The sequence below is a fragment of the Streptomyces sp. NPDC048018 genome (genome assembly GCF_043202995.1).
Taxonomy (GTDB): Bacteria; Actinomycetota; Actinomycetes; order Streptomycetales; family Streptomycetaceae; genus Streptomyces.
Genome location: NZ_JBIDBK010000024.1, coordinates 1 through 12,527 on the forward strand (window position 1 = coordinate 1; position 12,527 = coordinate 12,527).

The 12,527-nt window shown below is 68.5% G+C and carries 10 protein-coding genes and 3 pseudogenes; 8 read left to right on the top strand and 5 right to left on the bottom strand.

The window, feature by feature from the left end:
- Window positions 1-604 precede the first annotated feature (604 nt).
- Together ACGF1Z_RS35445 and ACGF1Z_RS35450 are read left to right on the top strand one after the other, a co-directional pair.
- On the top strand, window positions 605-994 hold the full coding sequence (locus ACGF1Z_RS35445; RefSeq protein ID WP_393010746.1) for a hypothetical protein: 390 nt from the start codon (window positions 605-607) through the stop codon (window positions 992-994).
- A 42-nt stretch (window positions 995-1,036) separates the two neighbouring features.
- Window positions 1,037-1,333: pseudogene (locus ACGF1Z_RS35450) on the top strand (transposase family protein); the annotation flags it as partial.
- A gap of 611 nt (window positions 1,334-1,944) precedes the next feature.
- Here ACGF1Z_RS35450 and ACGF1Z_RS35455 read toward each other — a convergent pair.
- A complete protein-coding gene (locus ACGF1Z_RS35455) occupies window positions 1,945-2,694 on the bottom strand; it encodes an IclR family transcriptional regulator C-terminal domain-containing protein (protein ID WP_393010748.1) in 750 nt (249 codons plus the stop codon).
- A gap of 362 nt (window positions 2,695-3,056) precedes the next feature.
- On the opposite strand from ACGF1Z_RS35455, the pseudogene ACGF1Z_RS35460 reads away from it, so the two are divergent.
- The 5 genes and pseudogenes from ACGF1Z_RS35460 to ACGF1Z_RS35480 all read left to right on the top strand — a co-directional run.
- A pseudogene (locus tag ACGF1Z_RS35460) lies at window positions 3,057-3,323 on the top strand (transcriptional regulator); the annotation flags it as partial.
- Between the two features lie 12 nt (window positions 3,324-3,335).
- A pseudogene (gene tpg / locus ACGF1Z_RS35465) lies at window positions 3,336-3,894 on the top strand (telomere-protecting terminal protein Tpg).
- Between the two features lie 691 nt (window positions 3,895-4,585).
- A complete protein-coding gene (locus tag ACGF1Z_RS35470; RefSeq protein ID WP_393010750.1) occupies window positions 4,586-6,586 on the top strand; it encodes a hypothetical protein in 2,001 nt (666 codons plus the stop codon).
- Window positions 6,583-6,741 (top strand): hypothetical protein, encoded by a 159-nt coding sequence (locus ACGF1Z_RS35475; RefSeq protein WP_393010752.1) that lies wholly within the window; start codon window positions 6,583-6,585, stop codon window positions 6,739-6,741. The genes ACGF1Z_RS35470 and ACGF1Z_RS35475 overlap by 4 nt, the downstream gene beginning before the upstream one ends.
- A gap of 211 nt (window positions 6,742-6,952) precedes the next feature.
- Window positions 6,953-7,951, top strand: a complete 999-nt coding sequence (locus ACGF1Z_RS35480; RefSeq protein ID WP_393010754.1) for a hypothetical protein — start codon at window positions 6,953-6,955, stop codon at window positions 7,949-7,951.
- A gap of 107 nt (window positions 7,952-8,058) precedes the next feature.
- On the opposite strand, the gene ACGF1Z_RS35485 is transcribed toward ACGF1Z_RS35480, so the two are convergent.
- The 3 genes from ACGF1Z_RS35485 to ACGF1Z_RS35495 form a co-directional block, all read right to left on the bottom strand.
- Entirely contained in the window at window positions 8,059-9,021 is a 963-nt protein-coding gene (locus tag ACGF1Z_RS35485) for a hypothetical protein (protein WP_393010756.1), read from the bottom strand.
- Entirely contained in the window at window positions 8,999-9,355 is a 357-nt protein-coding gene (locus ACGF1Z_RS35490) for a hypothetical protein (protein ID WP_393010758.1), read from the bottom strand. The genes ACGF1Z_RS35485 and ACGF1Z_RS35490 overlap by 23 nt, the downstream gene beginning before the upstream one ends.
- Window positions 9,356-9,432: 77 nt before the next feature.
- Entirely contained in the window at window positions 9,433-10,206 is a 774-nt protein-coding gene (locus ACGF1Z_RS35495; RefSeq protein ID WP_393010760.1) for a hypothetical protein, read from the bottom strand.
- 196 nt (window positions 10,207-10,402) lie between these two features.
- On the opposite strand from ACGF1Z_RS35495, the gene ACGF1Z_RS35500 reads away from it, so the two are divergent.
- On the top strand, window positions 10,403-11,749 hold the full coding sequence (locus tag ACGF1Z_RS35500) for a hypothetical protein (RefSeq protein ID WP_393010762.1): 1,347 nt from the start codon (window positions 10,403-10,405) through the stop codon (window positions 11,747-11,749).
- Window positions 11,750-11,956: 207 nt separating this feature from the next.
- Here the strand turns inward: ACGF1Z_RS35500 and ACGF1Z_RS35505 are convergent.
- On the bottom strand, window positions 11,957-12,527 hold a 571-nt coding region (locus tag ACGF1Z_RS35505; RefSeq protein WP_393010764.1), incomplete at its 5' end, for an IS5 family transposase.

Here is a 12,527-nt window from a genome sequence, read left to right on the forward strand (position 1 = left end):
GTACGACAAACTCGCCGTCCGTTACGAAGCGACAGTGCTGGTCGCAGCCATCAACGAATGGCTGTGACCAGCACTTTCGCAACAGGCCCTAGGCCGACCGCCGACGCCCGATGACCACCCGCTACGGGGCCGGGGTGTAGTGCACGACCGTGTCCTCGCACGGCCCGTCGGCGTATAGCGCGAGCGCGTCCGCCTCGCCCGGGTCTGCGGCGAGGCCCCAGCGCAGCTTTGTGTCGACCCGGTCCGAGACGTACTGGCATGCCGCGTCCGGGGGCCAGCGGCATCCACTCGCGCGAGTCCTGGTCCGTCTTCGACCGGTTCGTGCGAGGACCAGAGGAAGGTCGACTCGGCGAGCTGGGCGCAGGATCTGATCGCGTCCAGGCGCCACCCGCGTCCGCCGGAGAAGAAGTGGGCCTCCCAGCCGGTCGAGAAGGTGCCGTTCTTGCGCTGGTAGCGGTTCACGGAGCCGTGGACCGTGCCTTCGTGCTCGACGAGCCACTCAAGGGCTGTCCCGTATAAGGGCGTGAGCTGGAGGTCTGCCTGAAGGTACGGTCAGCGGGTGGAGTCGAAGAGGGGGAGCGAGTGTCCGTTGCACGGGGCCGGCGTGCGTCCTGACTACCTGGTCGGGCGCCGTCTTGAGCAAGTTGTCGCCTCGTGGCACCTGTACGGCTCAGAGGCTCCGTCCGGCCCGTTGGACGTTTGGCTGATCGACAGCGAGGCGGTCGCCACGCGCATCACGACCGGTTCGGACTGGTGCCTGGTCGTGGAGACGTCAGCCCCCTTCGTGGGATACGACATGGCGGAGTCAGGCCGCGTCGAGGTGGCGCCGATCAGCGGCGAGATCCCGTTCGCGGATCACCTCGGCGAGGCGGTGCTGGCAGCCAGCGACGAGAGTGCCCCGGACAGCGGGCGGATCGCATTGGAGATCACTTTCGACTCCGGCCGTGTTCGTTGTGAGACCTGGTCCGGAGATCTCCGCTTGTCCAGCAAGTGATCAACAGACCGGCCATGGCGTGAACCGTGTGAGGCTCCCGCCGTGACTGGTGTGATCACGGCGTCGCAGTCGTCCTGGATAGCCCCGTTCACCGGGTTGAGCCCCCGCTGTTTCAGCACGTTGGTGGCACAGTTGCGGGATGAGGGTGCTGACGTGGTTCGCAGAAGCCGGCTGTGGAGCCTGCCGCTGGAGGACCGGGTGCTGCTGGTCACGGCCTACTGGCGCACCAACTTGACGCTGCGACAGCTCGTCCCGCTGTTCGGCGTCTCGAAGTCCGCAGCCGGCCGCATCATCAGTCACCTCGGCCCTCTGCTTGCGCTCAAGCCCCGCAGGCGGTTCCGGGGCCCTGCCGGTGGTCATCAGAGAGCGTCCTTGGTGTGGCCTCGGGCGAAGTCCCATGGAGCGGATGCATTGGCGGCCGCGTACTCGTCTGTGATGCCGAAGACACTCCCGCATCCTGGACATTCCGCCTGGCCGAACAGGTGCGTCAGGCCCCAGGCGAGCTGTTGCTGGCCATCCCGTACGGCCAACTCGTACAACATCCTCCCGGTACCAAATCGCGGACCTTCTGCCCGGCAAGCTGATCGGCGAGGCGGGCGCTGCGTGAGCGGCCAGCCCAAGCGGCTTGACCTCGAGCCCGGACCGCCTGGCAGCGCCAGCCTCGTGAATCCGCCCTCGTGGGGGTGCGGCCGCGACCGAAGCGCACCGTCGCGGATCGGCCCCGCCAGCCGGGTTCAAGATCCCTTGGGCTGACGGAGCCGACGTGAAGAACGGCGAGGGTTGCCTGGCGCAACGAGCTTTCCGGCCCGAGGGCACGGGCCGGTGCGGGGTGGTATTCACTGCCAGCCGGTCCAGATCAGTAAGCGGTTGATCTCCTCCGACTCCCGCGTGCTGGTTCCTGCTCGGTGCGGTACGCCGGGAAGCTGACTCCGTCCGGTCGCCCTGGCAGTTCAGCGGCCGCTGCTGACGAGGTGGCATGCACGGAGGTCGGACGCCTCCATCAGGGGGAGGTCGGTGATCGAGTATGCGGCGGGGACAGGCTTGGCCAAGGTGACACCTTGCGATTCAATTTTCTGTTTCTGATCTATTCCGCCTGGGTGCAGCTGCTGGTGCGGGCGGCTGTGCGTGCGTAGCGCGGAGGCCGGGAGCCAGAGGCCGGGCGGGGCGTCGAGCGTCGGCGTGCTGGAGAGGCTGGGATCGTGGTGCTGCGCCTCTCGCTGGAATCTCTGTGTGGGGTGGTGAGGTGGGTGGCTGGTGGGCTGGGAGGCGAGGAGGAGTGAGAGCAGCAGGCCGGTGGATCCTTCGGTGAGGACCTTGGCTGCCTCCAGCAGCCGGTGGCGCTGGGAGGTGGGAAGGGACAGGGCCACGCAGCCGGCTTGACCACCGATGCCGAGGGAGACTGCGACGCACATTTCGTTGGGTGAGTACTCGAGGATGTCGAACTGGGGGGCCTGTGGCCCGTGCCCGTCGATCGTCTGGAAGAGGCGGGCGGGGTCGGTGATCGTTCGGGAAGTGAGCCGGACGGCGCGGTGCCGGGCGAGGTGGTCCATGCGGCGCTCGAAGTCGAGTTGCTGGAGCAGGCTCTTGCCCACGGCACTGGCGTGTGCTGCGGAGCGGAAGTCGACCCACTCGTTGACCTTGGGGGTTTTCGGACTGTCGGCGCACTGCGCTGCCCCGCCAACTCCTCCAAGGTCGCCCAAGGCACCGATACGCCTTCGGCGCCTGCCTCTCGGATGGTTCGGAGAAGCTCCGCCTTAGGGCTCGCCAGCTCAAAGCTCCGCAGGATGTTCGTGTCCAAGATGATCAAGGCGGGGCGCTCCGTCTCCCATCGACTTCAGGTCGTACAGGCCCACCTTCTCAACTTCTGATCACTGGGGCAGGAGGAATTCGGGGGCACCGGGGACTAGGACTCCTCTGTCAGCAGCTCCAGCGGCACGAGCACCATGCCGTGGACGGCGTACTCCGGGCCGGGACCGTAGATCACGGCCTCCCGGCCCCCGCGAGTATCCACCTCGAACTGACACAGCAGTTGTTCGCTGCCCTCCGCGTGCCGACCGAGTCATCCGGTCAGTACCCGATCGCGGTCCTGTCCGACTGCGTCGTCTACGCCGCGAACGGCGAGTCGCCGCTGGACTTCCTGCCCTACCGCGACGGCAAACCGCTGCCCGGCGGCTTCAAGCTCGGCATCAACCCCGGCCTGGTCAAGCACGAAGGCACCCAGACCGTCCTGTGGGGCGAGGAGGTCCGGGAGAAGTTCAACGCACCGGAGCTCAACCTCGCCCGGTACATCAAGGACGGCACCGTCACCGACGCCGACAACGGAGAGTAGGAGAAGGCCACGATGAGCCTGTTCGGGGACGGCCTGAACGCCGCGGTGCAAAAGTCATTCACCCGCCCGGCGCCCAAGACCGCAGGTACGCAGATGCGGTACCTGGTCAAGAAGGTCGGCGGTACCAAGGCGGCCGCCGACCTGCTGGGGGATGTCCCAGCGGCAGGTGGAGCGGTACGTGGCGGGCAAGGCCAAGCACCCGCGCCCCGCCCTCGCCGTACGCCTGGAGCGCGAGGTGAAGGCACGCTGGCAGCCCCAGATCCGGGCCAAGGCCAAGGCGAAGGCCGCCTCCACCGGCGGCATCATCATCGACGCCCGCGCCCGCATGGGCTACACCGCACCCATCGGCACCACCGACCAGGACCGCATCCGCCACCTCACCATCGCCCTGCCGTCCCACCACGCCGCCCGCCTCTTCGACGCCCAGGACGCCGGCGCCGGTGAACGCGAACTCGAACGGATCGCCGCCAAAGCACTCAAGGAGGTGTACTTCCAGGACGGCGGCCGCCGCGCCGGTTCCCTGGAGGAAGTTCGCTTCACCGACGTCGAGCACCTGGAGTTCGAGCTGTAGCACGGCTCCTCATGCAAAGCGCCTGGCCCCCCGTGTGACTGAGCGCTTCAGTTGGCCAGTGAGCGTTCGATCTGGCCAGTTGAGCGCCGCCATTTTTCCCTGGTCAGAGGGTCGTGATGCTAGAGAGCTGCCCTCCGCGGAGTGCGGCCTTGGGTATCGCACCCGCAGGCAACGGTGTGCGGGCGGAGCCCCCTGCCCTGATCCTGCCACTCAGGCCCCGTTCGCCCCGACTCGGGACCGGGTGGCCGGGGACAGCTCGCAGGTTCGAGGAAGGCAGCCTGGGCGCTCCGGACGTTGGAGCCGGGCCGGTCTCTCGAGTTTGCGCAGCTAGTGAGCCTGGAGTCGCACGGCATCTGCCGGCGCGTCAGAAGAAGTTCACTAAAACCACTTTGAGCGATGGTCAGCGAACCGGTAGGGTCCGGCCAACGCCGTTGATTGCGGCGGTCAAACGCCTGCGCGCGCGGACCGAGGTCTGCAACCGCACGACTTGGGCTCCTCTCCGTCTGCGACGGCCTCGCCGCCACACACGTAGAGCACTCGAACTGCCGCTGACCGACGTGACAACGCTACGAAACCCTGAACGGACTGAGGTTCTTCAGAGGCGGAGTGGGTGCGTGGCAGCCCGGATGGCGCCGCGTGACGCGCGGCCAACGCCGGCGTACTACACGCTGGCCGTCCAAGAAGGCGCCCCATGAGCAGCAGTTCCAAGCCGGACCGTGGCGAGACCCGTGAGATCCAGGTCATCCCGGTCAGCGGATTCCGAAACGAGAACGGTGAGTTCGAGCACCGTGTCCCGCCGGTCAGCCAGACGACCAAGGCCCAGACCCAGCTCGGCAAGCTCGGCGGAGTTCTCCTTAGCCCCAGCCACATCGAGCGTCTCGCCCACCTGGCCACCGACCCCCAGGAGCTCGAGCTCAGCCGGGCTGAGCGGCACCGGACGCCATTCGGCTGGCTGACGACGCTGAACTTCCGCGCGTATGCGCCGATGATCTCCCCTGCGGTGGAGAACGACCGGTTGCTGGCGGACGCGAGCTACGCCGCCGACCCCAAGGCGCCCCGCGGCCGACTCGCGCTGTCGATGCCGGCCCCGCACGACCGGTACGCGACGCTGGTCCACGGCGACGCGTTCGAGGCCGTGATGGAGGCCGTGGACCGGGCCGCGATCGCCGTGCAGAAGGACAACCCGCAGGACGTAGGGGAGCGCATCGTTGAGCGCTCGCTGATGCTGGTGCCGGCGACCTTCACCGGCTCCCCCGACTCGGTCGGCGAGGACTACACGGCCGTGGACGGCAACTGTCGGCTGATCTCCTGCCTGGTGCTCCTGCCGGTCGAGCGCGGATGGCTGACCGGCGACGTCCGCGACCACACCCGGATCCGGCTGCTGCCCTCGTACCTCATGCGACTGCCGCTCGTTGCCCGCCGTGAGCTCGTCCGCAAGATCGCCAAGGTGGCCCACAAGCGACTGGCGCAGCTGCCGAAAGGTACTGAGGCGGACCAGCGGGAGCGGAACGAAGCGGCGATCGCGCTCAACGCGCTCACCGTGCCGGTCCAGGTGATCGTCGGCTACGAGGACGACGACCCGCAGCGCGGGATGGAGCGCTTCCCCGCCGCTGTCCGCAGCGTGCTGGTGCGCATGAACGTGTCCGCCAAGAAGTTCTCCGCCGGCTCCCAGCACGCCGTCGTCGCCGAGGAGATGGCGACGGCCCTCTACGACGAGGGCCTGCTGGATGGCGGGCAGCCCGACAAGGACCTGGCGACGGCGCGGCGAGACGTTCTGATCGGCCGCGAGCAGGTGCCCGAGGGGATGCGCCTGCTTGGCCTGGACGACCTGCCCGACCTTCGCTTCGCCCAGATCGTCCAGGAGCTCACCCGCAAGGGGCACGCCTTCAACCGCCTCGTGCGCTCCCAGCTCGGTAAGACTGGTCTCTACCTCAGCCACCGCAACGGGCCGGTGGTGGAACTGGGGCTGCGTTCGTACTCGGCGAGCGTCGAGACGCCGAAGCACCTGGACTCGATCCGCAAGGCGCTGGACACCGGCTGCCTGTGGCAGGACCTGGTCGACACCGAGTGGACGGTGGAGAACGCCGCCACGGACCACGCCATCGACGGCCTCCGGGACCGCGCCCACGCCAACGACACCCAGGCCGCCCTCCTGCTCGGCGTGCTCGGCATGGTCGCCTTGGTGGTCACCGGTCACCTGCGGGCCGCCGCCGGCTCGGCCGAGGAGACGGTTGGCACCACCATCGCTCGTACCAGCGTCGGGCAGATCATCAAGGGCCTCCTGGAGACCGGGCCGGGCCGCGAGCTCTTGGCCGACGCCGTGAAGCGGTCTCGGGCCCGCCGGCCGCTGCGCTGGTGGGACAGCGAGTCCAAATCCCTGGTCGAGCAGCCGTCGGACTGGGCGACCTCAACCTTCAACGCCTACCTGCGCCAGGCGGTCCGGCACGGCTTCACCTCCGAGGCGGAGCGCAACAACCCCGCCGCCAAGGAGGCCGCGAGCCTCACTCGGTTCCAGGAGGCGGTGTTCACCGCGAAGGACCGGCTGATGGACCTCATCGAGATGCGCGACGAGAACGGCACTGACGACAAGATCGCCTGGCTCGAGGTGGAGTCGACGTTCGGGATCCTCGCGGGCATCACCGCTCGCCTCGGCAAGATCGCCGAGTCGGAGCCCCTGTCGGACAGCTGGTGAGCGCCCTGGTGTGGCAGGGCGTCGCCACGATGACGCCCGAGCGCTACGCCGTGCTGGCCGGCCTGGTAGGCCCCTGGCTGGAGGAGTACCGGGACTCTCCGATCTGGATCGGGGAGGACAGCGGGAACGAGCGTCGTTGCCTGTCGGTGGCGTGAACCGGCTCTTCCGGCCACCTCGGGCACCTGGCTATCCTCTCCAGGACGTGCTTCGTCTGCACGTGCCACGGCCCAGACCCACCTCTGGCCGAAGGCGAACCTGAGCGGCCGCTCGGAAGGCGTGAGCAGCGGTGCCCGCAGACGTGACCGTGACGTCCCGCGCACCTGGCACGCCGGGGTGGGACGGCACAGCCAGCGCGCAGGAGCTGTCATGACCCGGAACATCACCCACCAGCAGCGCATCGCCAGGGATCTGAACGCCGCCGTGGGATGCGGCTACCAGGAAGCACTGCGCCGCGTCAGGCAAGCCGCAGCCGCCGGCCGCCTGCCCATCCCCCTCGACGCCCAGGGACGAGCAGCGGCCGTCGTCCTCCTGACCCGTGAAGCCACAACCGCGGGCGCCATCCGAACAGCACCCGTGACCAACCCTCGGCCTACGACCCAGGCCCTCGTGCCGCCGCGGTGCCTGTGGCCGTGGGGCGCGGACGCCGCCGCGCTTGCATCCCTTGCCCCGGGGACGGTGACGGCACTGGTGTCACTGCCGACAGTCGGCCGCTCCACCCTGGCGCTGAACCTTGCCCTGCACAACGCACAGCAGCACATCGGCGCCCTGTTCACCTCCGGGGAGATCACCAGCAAGGCCCTGGCTCAGAAGGTCATCGCCGCCCGATACGGCTTCGACGTACGTTCGCAGGTCCCTCCCGGCGGCTGGGAGACGTTCAAGGCCACCGCGGTGCCCGAACTCGACGCCACGCCTCTGCTCCGGCACGGCGCGCGAGTGGGTGCCAGTGCGCGCGACAGCCTTCGAGCCGGCCTACTGGCCGCAGCCCGCAGAGACTTCCCGCTCAGGCTGTGGGTCGTCGACTCCCTCTGGCACTTCAGCGACTTCACCGACCAGGGGCGCGACACCGCCGCGACCATGGCAGAACTCCGTTCCCTGCCCCGCGCATACAACTTGGCCGTCCTGGTCACTTCGCAGGTCGTCACCGAAGACCCGGACGATCCTGACGTCCCGATCACCGCCGCGCACCTGCCGGCCGGCATGGCCGACCACAGCGACCGGGTCCTTGTCCTGCACCGGCCAGGCGCCCTCGGCAGCTGGGACACCACCCCCTACCCTTCCACGGCGATTCTGCGCCGGGTGACTGGCCGGGGACCCGCGATCGAACTTGAGCTGGAGCCGGAACACTGCCGCTTCGTCTCCCCCTGAGGACCTCCCCGCCAACGGCCTGGCCCTGACCATCCCCTCAGAGCCAGGCCGACGTGACCAGGACCGATACCGGCGGGGCGGCGAAGACGACACGGCACACGAGGGGATCACGTGCCGCTTTCGCCAAGTAGGAGGCGTACATCGTCCTGCGCTTGCTGCCGCCACTTCCGCTGACGGTCGAGGACCGCCACGGTGCGCCGGCGGACGGTCAGAAGCGCTTGGTGCGGGTCCTTGCCGTAGTAGTCGCCCAGCGTCTGCACCAAGTCCTCGAACGCACCCAGAACAGCCAGCACCGCCGCGGTGACGATCTCCGGGTCGGCCCTCATGACCGGCTGGTCGTCCTCGTCGGAGGCGAAGGCCTGGGCGACCATCCACACGGTGCTGTGCGAGGCTGCGGAGGATATGCGGTACCAGGCAGGAAGATGCGTAGGCCGCTTCGCGGCGATGCCTGTGAGGTCCACCTTGAACGGCGCCTGCACCGATCCCAGCACGGCCGAGGCCGGACGGCCCCGTCTGTCCAGGCCGATGCTCATTCCGGCGCGCTGGACGGTCCGTTCGGCCAACTGCCAGATCTTCTCCGCTTCCGGGACCGCTTGCACGCCGACGTCCTTGGCCGCGACCTGATGCTGCCGGGCTCCGTTGAGCCACGCGGCGGCGATGCGCACCGCACGCTGCTCGGGGCTGAGACCGGGCTCATAGAGGTGGCACACGCGGATGGCGCCCTCCTGCACGACCCGGGAGAGCGAGACGAGCGACCATATGGCCACGGGCTCGCCCACCAGCGTCCGCTCGATCGCCTGGACGTGATCGACGATGTTCCCCAGGGTGAGCTGAGTGCTCCAGCCCGCCCACGCCCACAACCGGGAACGTGCTGTGCGGTGCCGGTGATGCGAGGAACTGACCCACACCGCATCGGCGGGCGACATCCCCTCGACCGCGGTGCCTTCGGTGAGACTCCCGACGAAGGCGTCGAGTGACTCGACGGCATGGCGCAGCGTACGCGCGCCCTCGTCCACGACTTCCCTGGGCACGCCGAGCCGACGCGGATCAGAGGCTGCATCTCGATTCATCTTGGCGACCGTACACGTCCTCTCGAAGGGCAGCTTCGCTGCGGCAGGCCGCGTCACATGGCTTCTGGTGCCGTGCGAGGAGGCTGGTGAAGAAGGACTCCAACAGCTGCCTGCCGCCCGGGGCGGTGAGTTCCCAGCCGCCGAAGCGGTAGATCTCATATCCGGCGAGCCTCAGCCGACGGTCTTCGGCGACCATCTCCGCGTACAGCCGCGGCACCGCGGTATGCGTGATGCGTCCTTGTTCGTCGGGTGGGTTGGGCCGGCCGTAGTGCTGTACTCCGTCGACCTCGATGACGATGCGGGAGCGGTCCGGCGCCAGGAGCAGGAAGTCCATCCGCTGCCGGTACAGTGCGCCGGACTGCTTGCCGCTCTTGCGCGTGTAGGCGTCGTAGTGGAGGTAGACCTGGGGGATCAGCGCGGGCAGGTCGAAGCCTCCTTCCTCGGCGTACCGGCACAGTAGGTGATCATGAGGAGCTGCTCGGGCTTCGAGTCCAGCGACCGGTACAGACGCCGGTACAGCCCCTCGGCGGCCGTCTTCTCATCGGCGCCCGCCTGGTGGTTCTTCTGCCACCAGGCGACCATCTGCCGCCAGGTGAGCCCGTGAGCTGGCAGCGGGTCGGTGAACACCAGGCACGTGTCGGCGTGACGGACGATCTCGACCTCGTTGTTCACCGCGTCCCGCAGCACGATCTCCGGCTTGACCCCGTCGGCGGCGAAGATCAGGTTCTTGAAGCTGCCCGACGGACCCCTGGTGAACCGCCGCTCGTACTCCAGCTCCTGCAGGTCCTCCAGCGCGTCCCGCGTAGGGCCGAGGATCTGCTCGATGCAGTCCCGCCGCGCCTTCCAACTGCCACTCATATCGTTGGCACGCCAGTAGCTGCCGAACCCGCGCGGCCCGTCAAAGGTACGAAACGGCCAGGCAGGCGGCTCAAGAGCCAGGCGCTCCAGGACGGCGCGGTGCGCCTTGATGACCAGGGGCACGCTCTCGTCGTCCAGATGCCGGCCCTGGCCGTCGGTACCGTAGGAGACGAAGTCATGGTGTAGCAGCTGGGTCAGCACGATCGCCACGTCCAGGTCGGTATGCCCGGCTGGCGGACCGAACCGCAAGGATTCGACCAGTTCGACGTCGAGCACCCAGGGCTGCGCCCATCCGTCACCGCTGCTGAAGAACGCCGTCAGCTCCATACCCACCCCCGTAGTGATCCTCCAGGACATCGTTGGGCTCCGACAATGCGGCCGCCAGAGACCAGGCCTCTTCCCTTGACGCTGGACGCGATGGCGGGTCCCCATTCGGCCAACGGCTACCGGTCTCGTACCCCCGGCGCGAGCAGGACTGTGTTCTGCCGGCGGCATTGTCACACCGGCCCGCTACGGTTCGAGCATGGCTGCGCGCACCTTGTCTCCGAACGGACTCGTCCCCGTACACATCGCTGTCCACGACCCCGCCCCGATGGAGGAGCCCGGTCCACAGGCCAACGATTACGTACGCGACCGCTTCGCGACTTCGGCCAAATACGCGGGAATCTCCTGGACCGAGCACGGGGCCGAACCGCGCTGGCTCGGCACAGACACGGGCACCTGCGCCGCCGCCATCAACCCGAGCCACTTCTCCGGGAACGGCGCCGACGAGTACGACAGGTTCCTGTCCGGGGTGGCCTCGCGTGGCGAGCCCGCGCTCATCATCGCGACGATGGGCACGGCGGACGATGATGAGGACCCCGTGTGGTCGGTCTTCGGCCAGCCCCGTGGCCGCGTGGACCTTCGCCACTTCACCGGCGCGATCGTTGGCGAGCGCCTGCTTGCGGGGGCAGAAGTCTCCCTGGCTCCCGGTCTGGACGCGGCCGACCGCGACCTCGGACTAAGACTGCTCAACCGCCCTTCCGGTGCCCCTTGGTGGGCGATGACCGTGCAGGCGACCGCCATGGAGGGCTCGCGCGGAACAACGGTTGGCGAGCCCGAAGGCGAGCTGATGCCGATCCTCGTCGACAGCCTGGGTGGGCCCGTCGTCGCTCGCTGGACGTCCGGCGACGGCCAACAGATCTGGTACGTAATCCCTGACGGGGTCGACTGGAACCAGGTGGTCGGCTGGCTCGTCCAACGTGCACTTCCCCAGCACGTACCGGCCGCACTGCGCCGCGTCCGCTCACACCACCATCTCGACCCCGCCCTGGAAACCCCCGCCGAGACCCAGGCACGCAGTGCCCTTGAGGAGCTGGAGCGTCGCTACCTGGAGGACAGGACCCGCCTGAAAGGCGACCTGAAGCAGGCGAGGGAGAAGGCCGAACCCGTACGGAACGGCCTGCTCTACGGCACCGGCAGCGAGCTGGAAGACGCGGTGGCCGTCGTACTGCGTGCCGCCGGCTTCGCCGTCACCGACCTGGACGAGGAGCTAGGAGACACCCTGTCGGCAGACCTGCTCGCCGTGCTGAACGGGGCCACGTGCCTGGTCGAGGTGAAGGCAGCCGCAGGGGCACCCGGGGAGAAACTGATCGCGCAGCTTCAACGCCATCTGGACAAATGGCCACACCTGCGACCCGGTCAGCCTGTCACCTGCGCTGCCTTGATCGTCAACCACCAGCACCGCCTCGACCCCGCCGAGCGCCCTGCCGAGGTGTACCCGCGCAGGTTCGTCGACGCGCTCCCCTTCCCCGTGATCTCCTCCGTCGACCTGTTCCGTTGGTGGTGCACGCAGGACTGGCCGGCCGTGCAGGCTGCCGTGCTCGGCTAGGCCCACGTGGCAGGAGAACAGGAGGAGCCCCCGGCCGAAGGGTGCGAGACCCCGGCGGTCGATCGCAGGCGGTGGCGTCCCTGGAACAGAGGCGGGCTCGCGTAGCGGGCTCGGCCGCCACACCAGCGACGCGGATGAACTCGCCAGAGAGACAGGCGACCGCCTCGCCGGGATGAGCGTCCCCAGCCCTAGGGGGTGTCGGGAAAGTCATGGGAGCCAGAGTTGTAGGCAGGCGAGGGTGACCATGGCCTGGTAGTGGGCGGCTCGTTTGTCGTAGCGGGTGGCCAGGGCCCGGTTCTGCTTGAGTCGGCTGAAGCAGCGTTCGACGACGTTGCGCCTGCGGTAGGCGGTCTTGTCGAGTCGGCAGAGGGTCTCGTGGCGGCGGAGGCGTCCGTTGATCTGGTCGATCCGCTCGGGAATCGTGCAGGCAATGCCGCGTCTGCGCAGGTAGGCGCGGATTTTGCGGGCCGAGTAGCCCTTGTCCGCGACAACGCGGTCGGGCCGGGTCCGGGGCCGTCCCGGCCCGGGCCTGGCGACCTTGATGCGGTCCATGACCGCTTCGAACTGGGTGCAGTCGTTCACGTTCCCGGCCGTGATCGTGAACGCGAGGGGGCGGCCCTGGCCGTCGCAGGCCAGGTGGATCTTGCTGGTCAGCCCGCCGCGCGACCGGCCGAGCGCCTCGCTGCGATCTCTCGGGTTGGTGTCGGTGGTGGTGAGAGTCGGTCGGGCTGGTGCATGGGTTGGTGTTACGGGGCTGTTCAGTGGGTGCTTTTGGGTG

Excerpts from the sequence above, each read along its gene's own strand:
- ACGF1Z_RS35480 (WP_393010754.1), top strand. The coding sequence starts at position 6,953 with ATGACCCGGAACATCACCCACCAGCAGCGCATCGCCAGGGATCTGAAC.
- ACGF1Z_RS35500 (WP_393010762.1), top strand. The coding sequence starts at position 10,403 with ATGGCTGCGCGCACCTTGTCTCCGAACGGACTCGTCCCCGTACACATC.
- ACGF1Z_RS35485 (WP_393010756.1), bottom strand. The coding sequence starts at position 9,021 with ATGAATCGAGATGCAGCCTCTGATCCGCGTCGGCTCGGCGTGCCCAGG.
- ACGF1Z_RS35470 (WP_393010750.1), top strand. The coding sequence starts at position 4,586 with ATGAGCAGCAGTTCCAAGCCGGACCGTGGCGAGACCCGTGAGATCCAG.
- ACGF1Z_RS35495 (WP_393010760.1), bottom strand. The coding sequence starts at position 10,206 with ATGGAGCTGACGGCGTTCTTCAGCAGCGGTGACGGATGGGCGCAGCCC.
- ACGF1Z_RS35490 (WP_393010758.1), bottom strand. The coding sequence starts at position 9,355 with ATGGACTTCCTGCTCCTGGCGCCGGACCGCTCCCGCATCGTCATCGAG.